Here is a 22,398-nt window from a genome sequence, read left to right on the forward strand (position 1 = left end):
ATTAATTTTCACTGCTGGTGTAACTCAGTTGGTAGAGTAGCTGATTTGTAATCAGCCTGTCGCAGGTTCAAATCCTGTCACCAGCTTTACTAATAAGACCAAGGCTTGATGAAACTTCGAGCCTTGGTCTTATTTTTAGGTATGAAGTGGGTCTAGAACCCCATACCCAACTAAGCTCTTAAAGCTCGGCTTTATGATATAATTTCCTATCTTAGTAGTCTATAAAAAGTACGAAGTAAACCTAAGCTAGATAGGGATTTAAAACGGGTTGGCTATCTAGTAGGGTATATACCTGTTTTATTTGTTTACATCTACTAAATTTCATTCTTTTTACTGACTTAAGTCAAAGGTTGAATGCTTTTAGTAGAAAGAGCTAGGATAACTTACCGGGTATACCCTAGCTAGTGTTTAGAGTTTAGCAGCTTTTTTAGCTAACTCTAATGCGTTCTCTAATGCGTCGAGATGTCTCAGTATATCCTCCGATACTTGTTTTTGCCAGTTAGGGTAGACAGTATCTAATATCTCTCTTAACCTCTTTCTCGATAGTTGTAGATGTGCCTCTATTGTTGTTACCTCACCTTTATTTGTCTTTTGATCTCGGAGAATGTCGATCAGTTGCATCTTTATTCTGTATTGCCAGATGTCAACTCGATCCTCTTTGATAGACCAAGGTGTTAATATCACACCGCTAGAAGTCCTAAAACCGATCGGCTCTTGTGTCAATTGCCACCAAACTTCTATTAAATCACCCCAAACAAGTTGATCTAACTGCGGATAATCAGAGATTTTATTGTGAACCTCTAACATTAACTTGCCAGGGTTAGGCTTCTTAACCTCTATTCCTCCTAGTTGAATTGTTTGATCTTTATCACGATCCCATTCCTTCCAGTTAGCTGTCATTTTCTCTAATAACTCATTGGCAGAATGTTGATCTAACGTTTTACCCGTTCTAAGGTTTAAGACTTTACCTCTGTTAACTTCTGATTCATTAGAGAATGGTCTTATGAATTTTAAGAACGTGCTTTTGATGTTAGAGAAGCCCTTGCTAGTCTTACCAAAACCTAGCAGATCCCTAACCTTGCTAGTCTGTGCCACTTTATCTTTGCCTACTAACTTTTTCTCGTTAGCGGTAATGAATTTGTCAACAACTTTTGATAATTGACCTTTAGCAAACCGTATTAAGTCACTATCTAGAATGTTGTGGCACTTCAACACTTTTTCAAATATCCGATTATCACCAAACTGGATATTTCTAGCGATATTTACGGATTGCAGATTGTAGGTTTTTTCAGCATTAGCAGGATCGATTATGGTAATGAGTTGTTTTGTTACTAATTTCCCTTGATGCCAGACTTCAAAAAATATCCCATTATCGTAATAGACCTTGAGATCGCAATTTTTGAACTTAAAGTAATCCTTCAGGTATTGGCGGATCTCATCGAAGCTGGGTTTTTTAACCCCAAAGTAATTTTTAAGGTTATAGTTTAGACGCTGCACCCAAGTCTGTATTGATGAGAGGTTGGCTCTAATTAATGCCATCGGGTCGCCGAAGTTTGTTAACCTATAGCTATACTTGATGCTTTCAGTCTCTTGGATAATTTTGACAGATGCTAGAGGATAGAATGAGTAGTATTGGTCAGTTGGTGAGGAATAGAATTCCTGCTGACTCATGTACGCTTTTAGCTTGTTTTTACTGATTAAGACGTTAGCCGGATCAATTTTTTGGCTTGCCTTGATACCAGTGATCAACGCATTCAAAGCATCGATCATGTCTCGCCTGGTATACCTACCAATCATAGACTCAGATCCACCCTTTATTCTGGCTACCTCATTGTTTAGATAACCGAGTGCGCCCATGCCTAAATTAGAGGCAATATAACGGGCAGAATCATAAGTCAGTTCTGGCGGTAATTTGATCGGCAATCCTACCAGTTTGTAACCCGTCTCACCCGGTGTCAGTCGTAACAGCATAGGAACAGTCGCGATTATGTCGGTGAACTCGACTTGATTAACTCCGACTTTCTCATTTTCCAACTTAATAGGCTTAGGTGTTTGCTGCTCTACCTTGATTTGACCTTTAGGAGTTTTTTCCTCTACATTAGGGTGGTCAATCCCTTTGAATATGATAGGTGCGATTTCGTACTCTTCTTCCCAACCAGCAAAAATTATTATTTCAATGACTTTAGAGCAAACCTCTTCTAAGTATTTATTAAGAGATATATCTTTATCCAATAAACCAAATACATAGTAAAGGATATCTCTCAAAATATCTTCACTAGCAGGAACACACAAATAATCAACAAAATTTAAAAGAATTATCTGATTTCCCTCAGATACTAACTCATTACTTTGATACAAACTTTTAGCTAGATTTCCCAGTTGTTCTCTATTTTGATTAAACCACCTTAGCCAAGAGTCGATATCTATCTTATAGGTAGAAACTAATTTTTGACCTTCCTTTATTTGCTCGCGAAGCTGAGAGTTTGAAATTTGTTGATGTTTTATTATCCCTTGTTCAATAATCCATCTAAATTTAGTTTGGAATTCTTGTAAACTTTGTTCTCTCTTAAAAGAATCACTAGATTGTGTATTACTATGGCTCTCTGTTCTCCACGGACAATCTTTGCCTGTATCTCTGAAATGAGAGAAGTGAGAAACTCTCTCTATACCTTGCTTAAAAAAGACAAGTTCTCTACATTGACCACAAATTAGACCTAGCTCTTTATAGGATTGATAGTTTAGTCTATCATCATCGGCTTTAAAATTTTCATTTGAGAAAATAGATAGTGCAAAAAAAATAGATACTTCTGATTCTGCTTTCATAAAACTTAATCCCTTATCCTTGGTAATTTTGTGTTAGAGTATCAGGGATAAACAGTTTAGTTCTATTAGCTATAGCAAAACCATTTGATTTGTAAACAATCGATTGAATCATCACAAGCGTTTCAGGTTGTTCTACATTCACGACTCAAATAGACTTGCTATATAGACACTAAATATCTGCTTATCTTCTATTTTATTGTCATTACCTTAGTCTGTTAACAGGTCTTTAGGATATTGTGTCTGAGAGTTTATGCGTTGGGAGTAGTTGAAGACGTATCAGTAGTTTGATTACTTCCCTTGGGGGCGGGCTCGCGTGCCCACCCCACAAGAGTTTCCCGAAAAATAGGTGCACAAGTTAAATGTGCGACAAATTACAAGGCTTAACCTAACTCAGCGCAGGCTGTTTTCAACCATTCAATTGTTGCTGCATCAAGTACGGGTTCCAGTTTCTCGACTACAGCAGCATGATAATTATTCAACCATGCTAGTTGAGTCTTTGATAGCCGATCGACATTAATCAATTTTTTGTCAAACGGAATATACGTCAGCGATTCAAATCCGTACCAAACCGTACCGTTTTTTGATGGCATTTCCCTGACAACATAGAGATTTTCGATGCGAATTCCGCCCCATCCCGGTTCGTAATATCCCGGTTCGATGCTCGTTACCATTCCGGCTTCCAGGGGATACTGCACAGATTTGCTGATGCCGTTTGGCCCTTCGTGGCCTGCTAAAAACGCGCCGACTCCGTGCCCTGTACCGTGTCCGTAGTCTAGCTGTTCTTGCCATAATACCGCACGGGCGATCGCATCTAATTGCGCTCCCGTTGTTCCTTTGGGAAATTGCTGCATTGCACAGTTGATGTGCGCGATTAAGACTGTTGTGTAGTGTTCTATTTGTAGCGCCGTCGGTTCTCCGATACTTACTGTTCTCGTATCGTCGGTTGTACCTGCTAAATATTGCGCGCCTGAGTCAAGCAGCAGCAGTTCCCCCGGTTTTAACGTTATTTCTGGGCTGGGGGTTCCGTAATGTACGATCGAGCTATTGGCTCCCGCACCGGCGATCGTTCTAAAAGTTAAAGTCTGAAAATCTGTTTCTTGCTGGTAAAAATTTTCGATGCTTTCTTTGACATCAAACTCGGTAACTACCTTACCATTTTCTAGCTGTTCTTTCAACCACTTTAAAGTCAAAGTTTTCGCTCGGCTTGCTTTGAAATTGGCTAATTTCATCTGCTCAATTTCTACGGGATTTTTGCGAGCTTTCATCCCTTCCACCGGATGAGTATCAAAAACTATTTCGATGTTGTAAAACTGCGCTTCTTGATGGTTTAAGATTAACTGGTACGTGCCGGCTGTGCTGTGTTTCGGGTCTAAAAGTACCCGAACTTTATGTGGCAAATTTACGCAAGTTTCTAATGTATGCGGATAGTCGGCGTAGGGAAGCAAAGTTACATCCGCCCGCAATTCTTGCTTAATTTCTAGCGAAATTCGTTCGGGATTAGTAAACAAAAACGCTGAATCTGTGGTGATAATGGCATAGGATATGAAAATGGGAATGTGGGGAATATCCGAGCCTCGGAGGTTGAACAGCCAAGCTATTTGATTCAGGTTGGTAATCGGAAGCACATCGATGTTGGCTTTTTGCATCGCTTCCCTGACTCTGGCTAATTTTTCGGCGGCGGTTTCTCCTGTCAGGGATACAGGTAAGCTAAATATGGGTTCTGCATCAATCGCGGGTAAAGTCTCTGCTGTTTGCCAAGGAGTTTGCGATCGCACTTTGTCTGTCAAATTCTCCCGGATTGGTGTGAGTTCAATATCCGCAGTTGCAAATTTTTTCACCCAATTTTGATATTGCTCTGTCGCTACGGTAAATGGGTCAAAACCCATGCGAATTTTCCTTGATTTTTCTGCCGCTTCTACAGCCAATTTTTCTAAAGTTTCAATTAATGTTAAATTTCCTTCTAAGCCGAGCTTTGATATTTGAATAATTCCCGTATCGACTTGCAATTCGGCTTGTTCGTAATAGCGGGAATCCACAAACAGCCAACCGGAATCTTTGCCAACCAACAAATCGCCGGCGGAACCCGTAAAACCGCACATCCAAGCTCGCCGCTGCTTGGCTGCTGGAACTGATAAATTTAAATGTTCGTCAACCGCTGGGATGAAATACCAATCTAAGTCGTAATCTGCCATCAAATCGCGCAAGTCTGCCAGTTTGGCAGCCGAGGTATCTTGACTATTTGTATGTTTTTTTAAGTTAGTGGCAACCATTTTTAAATTTCCTATTTTACTTGTTTAAAATTGTCTTCAAACCTTTAACTAATCTCCTAATACCTGCGGTGGCGGTTGCTTTTTCCAAAGCACCATAAGCAACCCGCAAATAGCAGCCGCTATCCATGCCGAATGTTGTACCGGGAAGCACGGCTACGCGATATTCACGAATTAATTTTTCTACTAATTCCATTGTATCGATTTCAGTATCAACTTTCAAGAAAAAGTAGAATGCTCCGCAGGCTGGGGAAATTGTACACAAGTTTTGGATGGTATTGAGTTCGTCTAATACCAGTTGGCGCACGGATGCGATCGCCCTTACATAATTATCGCAGTAACCTCTACCAACTTGCAAGGCTCCCAGCGCTGCATACTGAGAAATTACGGGCGGACAAATCAAGATTGTATCTTGAATCTTTCTCACTGAAACGAGCAAGTGTTCTGGTATTACCATATACCCGATCCGCCAACTCGCAAAACCGTAGGCTTTGGAGAGGCTAAATAGAGAAATTGTATGTTCGCTGCTGTGGGGAAAAGCGGCGGGGGAACAGTGTTTGACGCCGTTATAAGTAAAATATTCGTAAGCTTCATCGCTGATGTGATAAATGTTGTGCTGGCGACAAATTTCGTTAACTTCCCGGAGTGCTTCGACCGAATAAACAACACCAGTGGGATTATTTGGTGAAATGGTAACTATGGCTCGCGTTTTGTCGGTAATTGCTTTTTTTATAGCATCGATATTAAGTTGATATTTGGCGTCGGTTTCTACTATCACTGGTCGGCAATTTGCCATAATAGCCGCCATTTCGTGGTTGAAGTAATAAGGTGATTGGATAATAATTTCGTCTCCCGCCGAGGTGATGGCGAGAATGGCGTTGGTAAATCCCATATTGCTGCCGGCAGTAACTACAATGCAGTTTTTCCTGTTAATTTCTATGTCGTTATCGGTTTTAAGTTTGGCTGCAATAGCATCTTGTAATTGTGGAATTCCTTCCACGGCTTTGTATTTGTGATTATCGGTATTTGCGAAGAATTCGGGAATTCGGTCAAATGATTCTTGTGGCGGATGGTAGTAAACTACCCCTTGTCCTAAAGATATTGTTCCCGGATTTTTGCGGATCAGTTCGCCAACTACTGGAATTATTGGCGACTGTACCGATTGCATTCGAGTCGGGTGATTTTTCATCATATATCCTAGGTAATTGTAGGGCAGGTTTCGTAATAATGTACGTCCTGAAGCAAGTTTACTATTTCACGCACTCGCCTCTCCACTTCAGGATCTATGTACTTCTATTTTAGAACCTTGCGGGGATTTAGAAACTTTAACTTGTGCGGGCAATCTTTCGCCCAATTCTCGAACGTGGGTAATCACTCCAATCAGCCTATCTCGCTGCCGCAAAGATTCTAAAATTTGAGTAACGCTTTCGAGAGTTTCGGTATCTAAAGTACCAAATCCTTCATCGAGAAATAAGCTGCCCAAGTGAGTTCCTTGAGACAGCTTTTCTGACAAAGCTAAAGCCATTGATAAGGAAGTGGCAAAGGTTTCGCCACCGGAAAGGGTTCGCACTCGTCTAGCTTCGCCGCCGTTCCAATTATCTGCTACCCAGTATTCGCCGTCTTGGTTTATTAGTTTGTAGCGATTTTCGGTTAATTCTTGCAAAATTAATGTAGCGCTGCCGACTAATTCTGCTTCTAAATGTTCTAAAATGTAGGATTGAAATTCGTTGGATTTGAGATTCTGCGCTAAGGTGTGATAAGTTTGCTCTTGCTCTGTGAAATTGGTGATTTGCTGTGACAGTCTTTCAGCTTGTTCAAGATTTTGGGCTGCTACTTGAACCCAAGCTAAAAGTTCGGCGCGGTTGTTGTTGGCTTGTTTGAGGTTTTCTTGGGCGGTATGTTTTGCCGATCGCACTTGTGCTAAAGTATCCTCATCCGTAGTTCTGCCTGCGATCGCCTCGCTCAAATCTTTCGCCCGCGTCTCTAACTGAATTTTTGATTCGCGGTGAGAGCGAATAGCATTTTCCCATTCTGATTGTTCCTTAACTGTCGCAACCGCTGCTAAAAATGTCTCTTCTGTGAAATCAGCCGCCGTTAATTTTGCTGACCAATCGAGGTTTAGCTGCTGTTTATGAGCCTGGGCTTGCCCAAAAGCCTCTCCAGCTTGTTGCTCTCTCTCTGCTGCTTGAATAACCTTATTTTGAGCAGTTTGATATGATTTTTCGGCCACTTTCAGCAGATTGGCCAAGTCTTGCTTGTCTTGTTCTAAGACTTTTGCTAAATTAGCATAAGGTTGATATTCCGTAATTTGATAAAGCGCATTTACACAACTTTGGAACTGCTGCTGGCGGCGGTCTGATTCGGCGATCGCATCTTGATATTCCTGCTGTTTAGCTGCTTGAGTCGCCACCGCCAAATTAAATCTTTCCTGAAAATTATCATATTCCAATGATGCCAGTTGGAACTGCTGTTCGGTTTCGCGGTATTGGCGATCGCTCTCTTTAAGGATTGCCAACTCCTGCTGCAACCCCAAGCTTTCCCACTGAGAATCTTCCAGAACTTGAGTAATTTGCTGCTGCAATTCGGCAACTCTATTCCCCGTTAATTCCAGCATTTGAGCAATTTCCGACTCTTTTTGCTGGCAAGCTGAAACTGTACTTTTTGCCTCAGCAGCCAACCTTTGAGCATCTTGAAAAACCTGATTTGCTGCCGCCAATTTCTGCCGCAAATCAGCGACATCGACAATATTAGAATTCGGCAAAGGAGGCAGGTTCTCGCTCTCAGGATGCACCCCCCCGCACACCGGGCAAGTATCGCCAGAATTCAGCGACATTCTGATAGCAGCAACACTCTCTAAACGTGCCGCTTCCGCATTAGCGGTTTGGGCCACTTCTAACTCGCGGGCACACTCTTTTAACCTGATTTCGGCTGCTTCTAAATTAGTGGCAACCTCCACATAACTCTGTTGAGCTTTTTCCTTATCTGCGATCGATTTATCCAACTGTTGCTGCTGAGCTTTTCCCTGCTTGGTAATTAGCTGAAGTTCCATCAATAAGGGTGAAATTTGCTGCAATTGCTCTAAACGCTTCCCTCCCTGCGAATACTGTGCGAGCTGTGCCGCTGCTTGAGTAACTCGAAAACCCGCGCCTTGAATTTTAGTGTTAGCAGCTTGCAGTTCTTTATCTGCTGCCATAAAAAAGCGGAGTTTTTCCTGTTGAATTTTTTGGGCAAGCGCAACTTCTTTTTCTAATTGAGCGCGTTGTTCTTCATATACTTTAGCAGCAGCTAGAGCATCTTCGCGAGCCTTAATTTGTGGCGCTAGCACCTCTTCTTTAGCTTTTGCCCCGTCAAGTTGCTGCTGCTCTACTGCTAGCTCAGATCGAGCTTTAATTAACTGCTTTCGCGCTGCCACCGAGGCACTTTCGGCAGTTTCATAATGACTGCGAGCCGATCGCACTAAAGCCCAATCTCCCTGTAAATGATTGGCAGCTTGCGCTCTTTCTAAACGCTGTGCTAAAATTGCAACCTCAGCAGAATTAGCATTTAATTGGGTCAGTTGTTGTTGCAGCTCTTGCCAGCGAGCGATTTGCGAAAATAGCTGTTCCTCTTCATCTAGATCCTTCTGAGCTTTCATCACAGCGCGATCGAACTGGGGCAACTGCTGCTCTAAAATCAAAAGTTGCGATCGTCTTTGAGCCACCTCATCAGCCGTCGGCGCACTCAAATCCGCTAGCTGCCTTTCCACCATTTCCCGTTCCTGTTTCAGCAACTTTGCGAGTTCATTTGTTTCCTTCCGCATCTGCTCAAAAATCTCAAATCCCGCTAGCTGCCGCAAAATTTCCCGACGTTTGGATGTATCCCCTTTAATAAACTCATCAAACTTGCCTTGAGGCAGAACAATTGCTCGCGTAAAAGTATCAAAATCCATTCCTAAAATCTGTTCAATGGTATTTTGAACAGCAACGATACTCGTCCCCAAAGTTTCCCATTGACCATTTTGCCAGTTGTCCAAAATCACCTTATTTTCGGGAGATTTCGGACGAAAACGCCACCTTCGCGTCACCCGATACTGTGCCGAACCCACAGCAAAACGCAACTGTACTTTTAAATTTTCGCTGCCTTGACTTGCCAAATCACTTACTTGTTTGCCACTGCGAGTAGTAGTGCCAAAAAGAGCGTAAGTCATGGCATCTAACAGTGAAGATTTGCCCGCACCTGTAGCACCAGTAATTGCAAACAAATCGAGTTGACCAAAATCTAAACGCTGTTCCTGGTGGAAGCTGGTAAATCCTTCGAGAATAAGTTCGAGTGGACGCATATTGATTTTAGTTTTAGGATTTGGGGTTTTAGATTGTTATATTCAGGTCTACAGTCTTCCCTATCCCCACTACCCCCCCTTAACAAGGGGGGGGACAAGAGTATTATCAAAGTCCCCCTTCTTAAGGGGGATTTAGGGGGATCTAGACTCGACTACAAGCGACATTGAGCGTGGGTTTCAGTCTTAACACTATTTGAAATTTGAGATTTTGGATTTTGGATTGTATCTTTTTACCCATTTAATTGTTAACTGTTTCCTTAAACTTCTTGTACAAATTTTTAAATTCCTCCAATACTGCCAGTTTCGGTGTCGTTCCCAATCGGTTTTGATAATAGTTGCAAAACTCGGTTGCCGGATCGAAATTATTGGGATCGATATTAGTTATTTCTGTTGCTTCTAGCGCTGCATCTGGATAGCGCGGTTCAATTAACAGCGCTTGAGAACAGATTTGGCGCACACGATCTGCAAGTCCGATTTGCGGACTGTCTAGTTCGACAATTACTTTCAAGAAACCCGGATGGTACTGATGAGCTTCTAAAGTTTCATCAAGATTGTCGTTATGACATTTAAGCACTTTTAACGGCTTGTGGCAAGCCACAGGCTTAAATTCCACCTTTGCCTGACTTCCCGGCTCAACTTCTATCAAGCAAAATCCTTTTTCCTGTTCCGCTTCTCCAAAATCTAACTGAATCAAAGAACCGGAATAATAAGCGGGAGAAGTCTCAGAAATCCGTTGGTGAATGTGGATGTGTCCGAGGGCAACATACTGAGCTTCCGGGGGCAGAGTTTGCGAGGACAGCAGGTATTTTTCTCGCGTGTAATAAGCGGCTTCAGATTTTGCCAATCGAGCGCCGTCAATGCTCATGTGTCCCATGAGAAAATTGACAGTATTGTCTCTAAAATCTCTGGTTAAATCTTCGAGTAAATATGCTACGATTTCGCGGTAATCTTTTCGGCGATCGGCATCGCCAGACTGCCAAAGAGAATTAGCATCTAACAGTCTTTGTTCGGAAGCAAAAGGCATCGCTCCCACACAAAGTTTACCGCTTTTTGTATTAAGAGTAATCGTGCCACCGTCGGCGGAAAGCCTGGGTTTGCCTAAAGCGCGAACACCTGCGAGGGAAAGCAATTGCGCGATGCTGTCGATGCGGGATGCGGAATCGTGATTACCGGCGATCGCAATTGCGGGAATTCCTGCTGCTTGGAGTTCGCAGAAAAAGTTATAAGCAATGCGTTCGGCGTAAGCGGGAGGGTTGGGTACGTCGAAAATGTCGCCCGCAACGAGCACAGCATCGACATCCAAGGCTTTTGCTTGCTTCAAAATCTGTTCGAGGGCGATCGCAATTTCAAAAGTGCGATCGATCCCTCGAAAACGTCGCCCTAAATGCCAGTCAGCAGTATGAATTATTCGCATAGTACAAGGAGTATTTTGTTTATTTTCATAGAAACCTGTAACTTTTCAATCTTCCTCATTTTCGTGAATTGCTGTTTCAATCTCATCAGGATATGCCTCAGCATAAGCCCAAGCATTCGCCAAGTCAGCGGCACGCAGAGTCGGATAGTCTTCTAGGAGTTCAGCTTCAGAAATACCTAAACGGCGAGCATTCACCAGCACCCAAACAGGAATTCGCGTTTGTCTGATGCAAGCATCGCCGCCGCACACGCCGGGAGTCTTTTGAATTCCCGACCAAAATTTTCTTAAACTTTGGGCTAGTAATTCTATAGCTTGAGCCTTCTCTTCTGGAGTTAAAGCCAAGAGTTGCGGTTGCAATTCTTTCAGTGTCATCTTTGCAATTATTGAGGTCATGAATATTAATTTTTTTTGCCATACAGGTATTCTAGCACTGGTGGCTAAATCAAAACTTTCATTCCACAGGCTTCACATCGTGAAACCGAGTATAATCAACCACCCGCCCTCCCGTCGCCGATTTCAAAAAAATATCTACAAACCGCATATTCCACATAATTTCAGATGCCACAAAATAATGTCGCGCATGAATAGTTTGCGAAACAGTTTCATCAATTCCTGTTAACGTAATTACAATTTCCGCTTGCTGTTCCATCAAGTCTTGAGCAGTAAGTTGGTACAAAGGACTGCTCTCCTCAATTGCGTGCATAACCGTCCAAGTTAATGCAAAAACCGGAGAGTGACTTCGCACCAATTGCAAATCGTAAAAACGCCGCATAAATTCTCCTTCCGATGTTACCTCGTCACGGATCAAAGTAGCTCGCTGCTGCGCTTCTAAAATTTGGTTAAAACGCTGATTTGCAGTGCGGTACATCAGAGTCGGAACGCCGTTAAAAGGAGCGATCACAGCTACGCGGCTGAAGATAACTCTAGCTGTTGGTCTGGAAAATCTCGAAAAAGCGAGTCCCGTCACCATCGCGACTCCCCACAAAGCAAAAAGCGCTTGGATCGCGACTATAGTATTAGCGTAATCCGTGCGCGGATACATAGAGCCGTAGCCGATCGTCGCCATTGTTTGGATGCTGAAATAAAAGGCATCTGGGAAAGAACCCGGCCGCGCGTTAGCAATGCAATCTCCTCCCGCCAAGTAAGCTAAGGCAAATAAAGAATTCGTGACTGTATAGGAGAGACAAATCAGGATGAAAAATTGTGGCCAAGAAAGAGTTAGTAGCCTGTGGTAGAGGTCGGCAAAATGCAGGCGCGGTACTCCCAACTTGACAATATTTAAGGGCAATTGTCCTTGGCGGCTGACTAAACGAGCCTGTGGCTGGTGGTTGCGGGGAATTTTCATTGCGATTTGTAACTGCGGCTGTTTCAATTTGTAACTATTGCTTTGACCGGGAAAACTTATCCTTTAGACTGATGTCTGATTCCAAAAATTCGGATAAAAGCGGAGTTTAGAAATGGTTGAGCTTAACTGGCATGACTATCTCGTTATGGTTTCTTTTGTGGCTTCTATTGCGGGTCTAGTCCTGCTGGGTGATCATCGCAACTCGCAGCCAACGGACGAGCGCACTTTGAGCGAAGAAATCCTAATCAAGATGAGCTTTACTTACTGGATAGTGTACTGCATCTCTTTTTTCGGGCTAAAACTTCACCTACCAGAAGATAGCTGGTTATTGCTCAGTTTGAAGCTGACTACTGTTCTTTCTTACTTGTTGACTGCTTCTAGCATACTCAGTCTGCCGCTGCAACGCATGGCTGTTCGACAAGTTGAAGATTAAAAAAAGTGTTTGTAGTGAGGACTTCAGTTTTTTCGATCGCGGTGAAGAAAAACTCAAGTCCTGACTGCAAAGCTATTTGAGTGATATTACCGGGCAATAAGCTCACAGTTAGCTGTGAGTATGCCACAAACTCGGTTGCTTAGGATTTAAAGCCTTTAGAGCTTTTCTTTTTCTCCTGCGGTTTAGACTTTGACTTATTAACTTCGCCTAAAGCTTCCTGAAATAAGTTGTGCAGGTGCACGGGAACGCTTGCAATTTCGGGGAGTTCGGGTTCTAAGGGTTTTTTAAACTCTTGCAGCAAAGCATCTAAATCGCGTTCGATCTGAAAGTCTTTACGTTCCAATACAGTTTGCAAAATTTGTTCTAATTTCGTTGGATTAACTTTAGCTAACCGTTGCCAAATCCAGACATTAATTCCAGCATCTTCTAGATAGTTACGCACCAGCTTTTCGTAACCGGGAACGGTTGAAAAATCTTCGGCTGCTAGCAGTGCAGTAAATTGAGCGTAAGTAGACAAAAAGGTTTGTCCCCAGCGTGGATGAGAAAGTGCTGTCACCTGTTCGGCTTTCTTAAAGCGATCGGGCAATTCAACTTTCGGCATTACCATTTTTGAGTGAGGATCGCTATCGATCCCTACCTCCACTGAAGACGGATCTGCACCGGCTGCTGCTATAGCTGCTGCTTTAATTTCTTCTGCATCGACTCCAGCATCTTCAACGATCTCCGCCAGAGATTTATGTTCATCAATGCCGATATCCGCTAGGCGTTTTTTAGTGATGAATTCCTGAAATTCAGCCAACTGTTTATTCAGGTGATATCCCGATAGCGTAACTTCCTCGCTGCCAAAAAATTCGGTAAAATCTTCGTGGTACTGTTCTACCGAATGCCAAGCTTGCTCTAACAATTCCGGCGCATCGCTGTATAGGTTATGTTTGTGATTTTGCTTGAAATTGCCGATCGCCACCGCCAACTTCGGCTTGCCCAATTTCCCCATCGGTATCGGAGGGCCCGATAGTATCCACCAGTCATCGGTGAGAGGAGCAATCCGAGCCCGCAAGATTTCTCCTAACTTAAAGCGAGACATTTCTGCAAGAAAATTAGAACTGTTGGGCTTGACCACGTAGTGCTTAGCCGTCAGCCAGTTCATCAGTTCAAACCTGTCGGGGGAAAGTTGAGTGATTTCAAATAAGCCGGTGAAGCTTCTGTGTTCCCAACTTTCGAGCAAGCTACGATCGCCCTCGGTTAAATCTGGCTGACTTTCGACAAATAGCTCGATCGGGGTTTTCTCTCCGACTTTACCTTCGATGGTAAAACTGTCAATCACTTGATTTTGCTGAGCAATATCGTAGCGCTCGCCGGTGGATCGACCTGCAGCATAAGCTTCCAAAGCTACGGCCAACTCTCCCTCAGCATCCAGCACAAAGTCAATTAAATTTTGCTTGAGTGTCCAAGCTCTTTCCAACATTTCATCCACAAGTAATACCAATTTTGAATGAGAGAATTTAGATTAACAATTATCGGACTTGAAGCCACCGACGCTTTACGATCCGGCTCCGATTGAAGAAAGCGCATCGCGCTCGATGTCTCAGTCCTGAATAAGTTTAATTTTAAGGCTAATAGTCAAAAAAAAATGTTAATCTCAAACGGAATCCTCCCGATTTGGTAAAAAGCATTTTTTAGGAGTGCGATCGTCCCGCACAGCAAAGCCTCTACGTCTCTAGCGAGTTCTCACAGCGAACCGTCCTGTGAAATAAGAATCGTGCTGAAAAATGCGATTTCAAGGGAGCATAAAAATACCCTCTCCGATATAGAGAGGGGCTTAAAATCCCCAAAAACTTCGCTAAACTCGCGTTAAAAACTGTGCTATCTATCAACAACAGTCCAAGACGCTGCAGCCGGGTTTTTTTGATCAAACACTTCACTCCATTCCGGTACCCGGCTAAAAATAACCGGAACGCTTGAGTTTGTGTGTCTCCAAGACAGAGAAATACTTGGCGTAAGCCCTTAGCGGCCGTCTTTGTCAATGTCGCCAGGAACAGCCCGTTCCACCCGATCCCAAGCGTCGCGCGTGGCGTGCTTAGCTTTTTCCCAACTCACTTTAGACTTACCGCGATTTGTTTCGTAGTCGCGCTGCAAATCCGGTTCGATCTCGTTGAATTTCTTACCAGTAGAGCCATAGCGGCTGTATCCCTCATAACCGGTGCGGTATGCAGGCTGATAGTCTTCATAAGTTGCGCTAGTGTCCACGTAAGGACGGGAACTGTAGTTGCTTTGCCAGTAAGCATCTTCTACCGTGGGGTCGATCGCCTCGCCCACACCTTTGCCCACCAAACCGCCGCCAAACGAACCCACCACAGCGCCGACAACTGCTCCTACAGGCCCGCCGATGGCACCGCCGATCGCAGCACCCGCAGCACCGGCACTCGCCGCACCGATACCCGTTGCCACTGGATGAGCCCCTGTTTCCCCCGAAAGCGGGTCGAGGTTAGCATCAGGTTCATGTACCGTTTTTTTGTCATCGCTCATGATATTTTTTCCTTTTATCTAAATGTAACTATTATTGAATTTACCTTTTAAATTCATATCTATTCATCTGCCTTAAGGATGAATCTGCTAGCTTAAAAAGAAGGGAAATGAGAACATACTTTTTGACTCAAAAACGAGTTTTACACGCTACTCTTAAACAATAAGGTGCGCCGAGGCGCACCCTAGATAATTCTTTTCAAGTGAGTTCTGAACTCGGCTCAAATGTCTACTCGCTGAAGCTGTGTATTTACCAGCAACTTGAGTTAGATATAAATCTCTTGATTTATTAGTTGCCCGTGACCTTTTCGATCAAATCTTCAGCTTTTTGAACTATTCCTTCTTGCGGGTGTTCTCCCTTGTACTCCTTTAAGCTTTCGTCGTAAGCTTTCTCAACCTTTGCAGGATTTTGAGAGGTTTTGACTATTTCTTCGTAAGCTGCTTGGGGATTGAGATCCTCGAAACTTTCTGCGGGGTCAGTAATTTTAGCTTCTGGCGGCGCCTGAGTTCTGTCTTGGCCTGCGTAGGCAGCCTGACTGGGTACTACCGCTAGACTTAACAGACCAATGAAAGCCAGGGTACAGACCAGCAAAACGCTTTGGCTCAATGTTTTTCCGAGAGCTTTGAAAACCCGCTTCATATCAACTTCTCCTCGTATTTTTCCGCAAAAATTATGGTGTTTGTCGCCCCTTCACTGCGATCGCACATTTACAACCTTGGTTCAAGCGCAATCTTTGTCGCAGCTACCGCATCTAGAGCGAGCCAAAAGGGATGTTTCCCGTGACATCCCATATCTTAAGCGCCTGCTTGTTACTATTACTTCTACCAAAAGATAGATTAGTTATACAAGCGGAACTCATCTCCTATGATGGGCGCTCGCAATTCCTGCGAGGAACCCTATCTAGGGGTTTTTTCATCAATTACGAAGCCCCTGACTCTTCTTTTTCGGCGCGTCTTTCGCATCTTCGCAGTTCTGGAAAAAATTCCATTTTTGAACATTTTAAATTGCTATAAATAACCTAACTCACTACAAAACCACCTGCTCTATCTCTAGGTTTCTGTTCTGCATAGCTCGTTCAAATAGCTCAGTAGAAAGAGCTTGCTCTACCGACCAAACGCCCGGTTTTTCCAGTTTACGTTCTAACATTAATTGAGCTATGCTGCCAGTACCGATGCCCGTAGCGACGGCAGCACTGGGGTGTACCGCTGTCGAGCAAACTTTAGTCGGTTTGCCGTTTTTGAGACCAGTCACTTGCGATCGCACTGCCACACCAACCCCACTAAAACTATTAGTAACACTGGTCATCCCATAACTGACATAGGAGAGAAATTCAATCACGGAGTTATTTTTGAGCCAGCTAGCCGGCCAATACTTGGCAACAAACCACGTAAGGTGATTGTAAAGGTCGGGAGACGTACCGAATTTAGTCACAACTGATTTGACGGGGAAAGTTTCGGGCAAAGTGATTGCTTCCGGCATATCGAACCAGTAAACCCCTGTGTTGCCGTAGGGTGCGGGAAATTCAATTGTTTCGCGATCGCTGTAGGGTTGTACTTGCTGCCACTTGCGATCGGCCCAAACGTCAAAAGGGGTTTGCAAACCTAAAAAAGTGGTTCTCATGACGGTAACGCCAGCGCCGCCCGAACCTCCGACAACATAACTCAAATGGATGTGTTCTGCTTCATCTAATTGTTCCACATCTCGCCGCACCATGCTATTAGAAACACCGGGAAAAATTCCCGTATTAATAATAGCCGTTATCCCAGCATTCTTAGCAGTTTCGCGCAACTCTAAAGCCCTGCGAGTAAAACTGCGGCTGTCGCTGACATCAGTATAATTAACGCCTGCTTCTATGCAAGTTTTCAATACACTGGCGTCTCGGTAGTGAAAAGGCCCGGCACAGTGAACGACGAGATTAGAGGATGAAACCGCTTGGTGCAGGGCTGCACTGTCTGCTAAATCTAAAGTTTGGAAATGCACCCGATCCGGCGGCAATCCCCGCCCAATAGAGGCTTCAGAATTGCGTCCGGTAACAGTAATTTCCGCGTCGGTATGGGTAACAAGGTCTTGGGCAACGCTGCTGCCAATTCGTCCCCGACCGCCGACAATCAAAACTCGGTTTGCCATCGCTAAAAAAAGGGTAACGCCACTTCTCAGTTTCTCAAATTGGGGCCAGCGTTTTCATCCGCATAAAGTATGAATTGAGGAGAATGCGAGATGCTGGGGGATCGGCGGCGATCGCCCTGATCCAGAGATGGGCAGGGGCGAGAGACAAAGAGAATGAGTTGTTAATTTAGTTGCCCGTACTAGCTTTACAAATCGGGAGGAACAATAAACCCCCAAGAAGTAACTCTGACTCGCTCTAGCCCTAGAATTTTAGCAATCTGAACAACTCGATCGTATTTTTTCGCTTCCAGGATTGTTTTTAGCTAGATGTTTCAATGCCTCATATTTGATTGATTCATCAGTTATCAATAGAGCAAATTTTTAAATTTTATCCAAATAGTTTTGGGTGTTTTTTGAATATACCTCTTGCCAACTAATTTTAGTTAGGCTATAAAAAAATTGCTTAATGGGAGCAGAGTGGGGAGCATCTCACCTGGGCAGCCCAGCTAAAAATTGGAGGTGGGAACCCGATCGAAATCGTCGCCGCTGTTATGGTCTCCGTTGTAATTTGTTGTCAGCACTTTACAATTATAAGATCGCGAAGGGGACGAACAGAAACAGAAAAACTTTACCTCCGAGGATTGCTTTCCGGTTGCAGTCCCGCCGAAATCGCTCGCCAACTGTTTCAGAGTTCCAAAAGTGCAGAATTTTATTTATGTAAAACTTTATACCAATATGTTAAAAAACTCGCAGATGTACCTAACGAACCTGTAGGCAATTGGCGCAATATTTGCGATCGGCTACAGGAAGCCGGATATAAAACTCAGTCTTCTCCTGAATTTAAAATAAATAATTCTCTACCCCCAGAAGCATTAGTAAAAATAGTTGGTATAGGTGTGATTGAGAAAAATACAATATCAATTGATATTAACATTCGACTACAATTCCCCTCTACTGAGGAAACTCCGAAAAAAGAAGATTTGGATAAAGAGGATTAGATGGGCGATCGCACTTGGGGACAGAAACGGCTATCGCCCCTGCACAGAGAAGCAAAAATGTTAATAATCTTATAGCTGATAGTTTGAGAAGGAACTTTTTGATAAAATATCAAAATTAAAACTGGTCGCACCAGTTGCGATTTTACCTAAAATAATCAAATTAGTCAAATTTATGTCTCGATTAAGTATCAGATCGAACAACAAAGCTCTGGGCTTTGTGGTGGGTTTATTAATTTTTGTCATTTTTATTCCCGGATGTTGGGCTTTAACAACTAATATTGCTCCCACACCAGTACGGCAAGTAGATAACAAAGTAGCGGTGCGTGCAGATGTACAAAATACATCAAATTCTCGCTCTTCTTTAGGAGTTGGGCTTAATGGTATTGCTGACTACTCCACACAATTACCCTTTTTAGATGCTTTCAAATCTTCTAGACAATGGATAACTCAATGCGTTAGCGGACAACCAAACTGTAAAGGTGAATGGGATACAGAGGAGTATAATCTTTTAAATCTTGATGAAAATGGGTGGGTGAAGTCTCTCCCATCCCCCGAAGATGCTCCTAAATATACCAGGGTAAGTACGCTATTACTTAGGGAAATCCCCAATCGCTATCCTTCAGGGCAATATATTGTTACTTATGAGGGTGAAGGTGCGATCGAATATGGCTTTGATGCCAAAAAAGATGAGGCTGCGTCGAAACCTGGGAGGGATATCCTTAATGTCGATGCCACGCAAGGCGGAGGCATCATGATTATAATTACTGCTACCGATCCCAAGAAAACAGGGAACTATATCCGCAATATTAAAGTTGTTCACTCCCAAGATGAACAGCTTTTTCAACGTGGTGAAATATTTAATCCGCTGTTTATAGACAAGATTAAAAAATTTAGAGTCTTGCGTTTTATGGACTGGATGGGGACAAATGGTTCAGAACAAAAAGAATGGTCAAACAGACCTAAACCAGAGAGTATATCCTATGCTGACAGAGGAAATGTTCCCATAGAAGTTATGGTGAATTTAGCTAACAAAGTCCAAGAAGAACCCTGGTTTAATATGCCACATCAGGCTACGGATGAATATATGACTAACTTTGCTAAAATGGTCAAAGATAGTTTAGATACCAAGCTGAAAGTTTATGTAGAGTATTCTAATGAGGTTTGGAATTGGTCATTTCCACAATCGAATTATGCTTTGGAACAAGGTAAAGCGAAGTGGGGAGATAAAGGCGATGCTTTTATGCAATGGTACGGAATGCGTACGGCTCAAATGTGCGATATCTGGAAAGGTGTTTTTGGGGATCAAAAGAATCGAGTTGTCTGCGTGTTAGGAACTCAAAGAGCCTGGAGAGAGTTAGAAACTTATGCTTTAGAGTGTTCCTATTGGGTAGCTGAGGGCAATAAACCTTGTTATCAACACGGGATTGATGCCGTAGCCATAGCGGGATATTTTAGCGGAAACTTGGGCGCGAAAGAAAGTGTTAGTACAGTAGAGTCTTGGTTGAATGACGCAGATGGCGGATTTAGCAAAGCTTTTAAGCAATTAAGAGAGGGCGGGTTACTGCCGGGGTTCAAAGATAGTTTGCCCGATGTTGAGAATGACTTTAAGTATTTCTTAGATGTGGCTCAAAAAAAAGGCCTCAAGTTATTTGTTTACGAGGGCGGTCAACATATTGTAGGTATTGAAGGAGTTGAGAATAACGAAAAACTGACTCAGTTTTTTATGGAATTAAATAGGCGTCCAGAAATGTATGATATCTACACCCAATTACTGAATAGTTGGAAACAAGCTGGAGGGAGTCTTTTCATGCACTTTGTGGATGTGAGTTCATTTAGTAAGTGGGGAAGTTGGGGCGCTTTGGAGTATGTGGAACAAAAGGGTTCGCCTAAGTATGATGCTTTGATGGATTTTATTGATAAGAATCCTTGCTGGTGGGATGGCTGTGCTGTCGAGGGATGATCGGGAATTGGGTGCAATCAAGAATCGTTCGATCGCACTTCCTCAAACTCTTCAGCATTCCCCGGCAAACCCGAACCCTCGCTACTCCTCAACCTGGGCGATTCCCCATTACTCGCACCGGCACCGTAACCCCCAGAATATCTGTCCTCCAAACCCGACTCCCTCAGCGCCAGCGCACTTCTTTGACTCGGCGACAATCTCTCTGTTGAACGGCGATTTGTCCCAGACATCGGTGGCTTGCGAGTTAAAGTTTTCCAAGCAGCCTTAATCCCAGTCACCACGCTGCGAGTAGTTACCTGCACGTTTTGCGCCTGCTTTTTGGCGCTACCAATACTTCGATCGACCTGTTTGACAACCTCGCCCGCACTTTGCACTCCCTCGCTGACATCATCCGTCAACTCGCTAATTTCCAGCCCCGTCAACCGAATCGCCTCCAAAGTGGGCGGAAATTCGCGAGAAAGCGTGTCAGCGAGCTTTTCCACGCTGCGGGCTGCGCGTGCCAGCGCTTGCACCGCAGGTATTAAAGTCACTAAAACAGCAGTCAGGCTAACTGCTACTAGCAAAATTGAAAGTCCTAGCCAAAATATGGGATCACTCACTTGAATCTGGGATTGGGGGTTGAGAATTTCATGCCATTTAGCGGATGGGAGGGCGCGACGGGGGACTCACTTCAGTTTCAGCTTCCGACAGTGTTTGCCGTTCCCGCTGAGTCGCTTCCAAACCCGCCGCGATCGCCTCTTTGAGTCTAATCAAAGTTTCGTCCCAATTTCGGATTGCAGTTTCAGAAAGTCGATCGGCCTGCAACTGCACGCTAGTGGATAAATCCTCCGCCAACTCCGGCAAAGCATCGGCCGATTTTTTCAATATCTGCCGCGTCTCCTTGCCTGGTCGCGGTGCCATCAGCAAGCCAGTCACGGCCCCGATCGCAGAACCTACAAGTAAACCGCCAATAAAGAATCCTGAACGTTTAGTTGACATTTGTATAACTTCTCTCCATACACCAATTTTAGGGGCGTTTGCCCGATCGCAGCCATTTACAAAGGTAGAAATATTGTTGAAAATCCTAGGGAGTCAGCACGGGCGGCAATTTTAGGATAGCTTACCTGAAAGGTCGATCGCGCCTGGACCAAAGCATCCGCCCCAAACCCAGCAATCCCAAAAGTTGCTGAACCTGTTGCAGTTGCAATTCTAGTTGTTGATAACGTAGTCGCAGTTGGTGGGTACCTTGCTGCCTTTTACCAAGGAAATCCGGCGACATAGTGAGGACATTGCTGCTACAGCGTTCGATTGCTGCGATCCGAAGTTCCAAACGTGCGATCGTCCGCCTGATTTTCCACACTTTCGCAGCGATATAAAAACAGACCAGAGATATCATTAAATTGATAATTACCACACCAGCCAGCATTATTTTACCTGCTTTCAACTAATCCCTTTTACCATCTCAATAACCTTTCAGTCGTCTTCAGACGACTTAAGCTTTGAGGCAGGGGTTTAAACCCCTGCCAGACTGCCGGAGTATTGCCACCGCCTCAAAATACCCCTTGTAAAAGTTTTAAGCCTGAGACATAGCAGGCAAACAAACCTTCGTACCGCCCAAACCGCAATAACCATTCGGGTTTTTAGCAAGATACTGCTGATGATAGCTTTCTGCGTAATAAAACTCAGGAGCATCAATAATTTCAGTAGTAATCTTGCCGTAACCGGCCGCCGTCAAAGCCTGCTGGTAAGCATCTCGCGAAGCTTCAGCTAACTGCATGTGGCTGGCTGAATACGTGTAAATGCCCGATCGATACTGAGTACCAGAATCATTGCCCTGACGCATTCCTTGAGTAGGATTGTGACTTTCCCAAAAAACTTTGAGCAGCGTTTCGTAACTAATTACTTTCGGATCGAACACAACCAGGACTACTTCATTGTGTCCCGTCATCCCGCTGCAAACTTCGTTGTAAGTAGGATTCGGAGTAATCCCGGCTGCGTAGCCAACAGCAGTCGAAAAAACTCCATTTTGCTGCCAAAATTTGCGTTCCGCTCCCCAAAAACAGCCCAGGCCAAACAACGCAGTCTCCATGCCGTTTGGAAAGGGAGGTTTGAGCGGATTGCCGTTAACAAAGTGACTTGCCGGTACCGACATCGACTCTGCCCGTCCTGGTAATGCCTCTTGGGGAGAGGGCAGGCTCGACTTTTTGCCAAATCCAAATAGCACCATAAGT

General features: G+C 43.9%; 18 protein-coding genes and 1 tRNA gene. 4 read left to right on the forward strand and 15 right to left on the reverse strand.

Features of this window, described 5'->3' with window-relative positions:
- Positions 1 to 13: 13 nt before the first annotated feature.
- Positions 14 to 86 (forward strand) — tRNA-Thr (locus Q5691_RS08490).
- 322 nt (positions 87 to 408) lie between these two features.
- On the opposite strand, the gene Q5691_RS08495 is transcribed toward Q5691_RS08490, so the two are convergent.
- The 7 genes from Q5691_RS08495 to Q5691_RS08525 form a co-directional block, all read right to left on the reverse strand.
- Positions 409 to 2,823, reverse strand: coding sequence for a hypothetical protein (locus Q5691_RS08495; RefSeq protein ID WP_333344461.1), 2,415 nt, complete (start codon positions 2,821 to 2,823; stop codon positions 409 to 411).
- Positions 2,824 to 3,203: 380 nt separating this feature from the next.
- Positions 3,204 to 5,093, reverse strand: coding sequence for an aminopeptidase P family protein (locus tag Q5691_RS08500; RefSeq protein ID WP_333344463.1), 1,890 nt, complete (start codon positions 5,091 to 5,093; stop codon positions 3,204 to 3,206).
- A 16-nt stretch (positions 5,094 to 5,109) separates the two neighbouring features.
- Positions 5,110 to 6,279, reverse strand: coding sequence for a pyridoxal phosphate-dependent aminotransferase (locus Q5691_RS08505; RefSeq protein WP_333344500.1), 1,170 nt, complete (start codon positions 6,277 to 6,279; stop codon positions 5,110 to 5,112).
- 87 nt (positions 6,280 to 6,366) lie between these two features.
- A complete protein-coding gene (locus Q5691_RS08510) occupies positions 6,367 to 9,408 on the reverse strand; it encodes an SMC family ATPase (protein ID WP_333344465.1) in 3,042 nt (1,013 codons plus the stop codon).
- Positions 9,409 to 9,646: 238 nt separating this feature from the next.
- On the reverse strand, positions 9,647 to 10,822 hold the full coding sequence (locus Q5691_RS08515) for an exonuclease SbcCD subunit D (RefSeq protein ID WP_333210538.1): 1,176 nt from the start codon (positions 10,820 to 10,822) through the stop codon (positions 9,647 to 9,649).
- Positions 10,823 to 10,867: 45 nt separating this feature from the next.
- Positions 10,868 to 11,194 carry a DUF433 domain-containing protein gene (locus Q5691_RS08520; protein ID WP_333344502.1) on the reverse strand — a complete coding sequence of 109 codons (327 nt, stop codon included), beginning with the start codon at positions 11,192 to 11,194 and terminating at the stop codon, positions 10,868 to 10,870.
- 79 nt (positions 11,195 to 11,273) lie between these two features.
- On the reverse strand, positions 11,274 to 12,167 hold the full coding sequence (locus Q5691_RS08525) for an ion channel (protein WP_333344467.1): 894 nt from the start codon (positions 12,165 to 12,167) through the stop codon (positions 11,274 to 11,276).
- Positions 12,168 to 12,279: 112 nt separating this feature from the next.
- Here Q5691_RS08525 and Q5691_RS08530 point away from each other — a divergent pair, with 112 nt between their 5' ends.
- Entirely contained in the window at positions 12,280 to 12,600 is a 321-nt protein-coding gene (locus Q5691_RS08530; protein WP_333310654.1) for a hypothetical protein, read from the forward strand.
- A 139-nt stretch (positions 12,601 to 12,739) separates the two neighbouring features.
- Here Q5691_RS08530 and Q5691_RS08535 read toward each other — a convergent pair whose 3' ends face one another.
- The 4 genes from Q5691_RS08535 to Q5691_RS08550 all read right to left on the reverse strand — a co-directional run bounded on the left by Q5691_RS08535 (position 12,740) and on the right by Q5691_RS08550 (position 17,251).
- Entirely contained in the window at positions 12,740 to 14,074 is a 1,335-nt protein-coding gene (locus Q5691_RS08535) for a hypothetical protein (protein ID WP_333344504.1), read from the reverse strand.
- A 530-nt stretch (positions 14,075 to 14,604) separates the two neighbouring features.
- On the reverse strand, positions 14,605 to 15,126 hold the full coding sequence (locus Q5691_RS08540) for a hypothetical protein (protein ID WP_333210530.1): 522 nt from the start codon (positions 15,124 to 15,126) through the stop codon (positions 14,605 to 14,607).
- A 286-nt stretch (positions 15,127 to 15,412) separates the two neighbouring features.
- Positions 15,413 to 15,763, reverse strand: a complete 351-nt coding sequence (locus tag Q5691_RS08545) for a hypothetical protein (RefSeq protein ID WP_333210528.1) — start codon at positions 15,761 to 15,763, stop codon at positions 15,413 to 15,415.
- Positions 15,764 to 16,150: 387 nt separating this feature from the next.
- Positions 16,151 to 17,251: a saccharopine dehydrogenase NADP-binding domain-containing protein gene (locus tag Q5691_RS08550; protein ID WP_333344469.1), complete on the reverse strand. Its 1,101-nt coding sequence runs from the start codon at positions 17,249 to 17,251 to the stop codon at positions 16,151 to 16,153.
- 620 nt (positions 17,252 to 17,871) lie between these two features.
- On the opposite strand from Q5691_RS08550, the gene Q5691_RS08555 reads away from it, so the two are divergent.
- Together Q5691_RS08555 and Q5691_RS08560 are read left to right on the forward strand one after the other, a co-directional pair.
- A complete protein-coding gene (locus Q5691_RS08555; RefSeq protein WP_333344471.1) occupies positions 17,872 to 18,228 on the forward strand; it encodes a DNA-binding response regulator in 357 nt (118 codons plus the stop codon).
- Positions 18,229 to 18,400: 172 nt separating this feature from the next.
- Positions 18,401 to 20,188, forward strand: a complete 1,788-nt coding sequence (locus tag Q5691_RS08560; RefSeq protein ID WP_333344473.1) for a cellulose-binding protein — start codon at positions 18,401 to 18,403, stop codon at positions 20,186 to 20,188.
- A gap of 17 nt (positions 20,189 to 20,205) precedes the next feature.
- Here the strand turns inward: Q5691_RS08560 and Q5691_RS08565 are convergent, their stop codons facing one another.
- The 4 genes from Q5691_RS08565 to msrA form a co-directional block, all read right to left on the reverse strand.
- A complete protein-coding gene (locus tag Q5691_RS08565) occupies positions 20,206 to 20,787 on the reverse strand; it encodes a DUF948 domain-containing protein (protein WP_333082968.1) in 582 nt (193 codons plus the stop codon).
- A 37-nt stretch (positions 20,788 to 20,824) separates the two neighbouring features.
- A complete protein-coding gene (locus tag Q5691_RS08570; RefSeq protein ID WP_333210522.1) occupies positions 20,825 to 21,166 on the reverse strand; it encodes a YtxH domain-containing protein in 342 nt (113 codons plus the stop codon).
- A gap of 121 nt (positions 21,167 to 21,287) precedes the next feature.
- Complete coding sequence (locus Q5691_RS08575) at positions 21,288 to 21,611, reverse strand: hypothetical protein (protein WP_333210520.1); 324 nt, start codon at positions 21,609 to 21,611, stop codon at positions 21,288 to 21,290.
- Positions 21,612 to 21,740: 129 nt separating this feature from the next.
- Positions 21,741 to 22,394: a peptide-methionine (S)-S-oxide reductase MsrA gene (gene msrA, locus Q5691_RS08580; RefSeq protein ID WP_333210518.1), complete on the reverse strand. Its 654-nt coding sequence runs from the start codon at positions 22,392 to 22,394 to the stop codon at positions 21,741 to 21,743.
- Between the last annotated feature and the right edge of the window lie 4 nt (positions 22,395 to 22,398).

The organism is Microcoleus sp. w1-18aA5 (genome assembly GCF_036701705.1).
Classification (GTDB): Bacteria; Cyanobacteriota; Cyanobacteriia; order Cyanobacteriales; family Microcoleaceae; genus Microcoleus.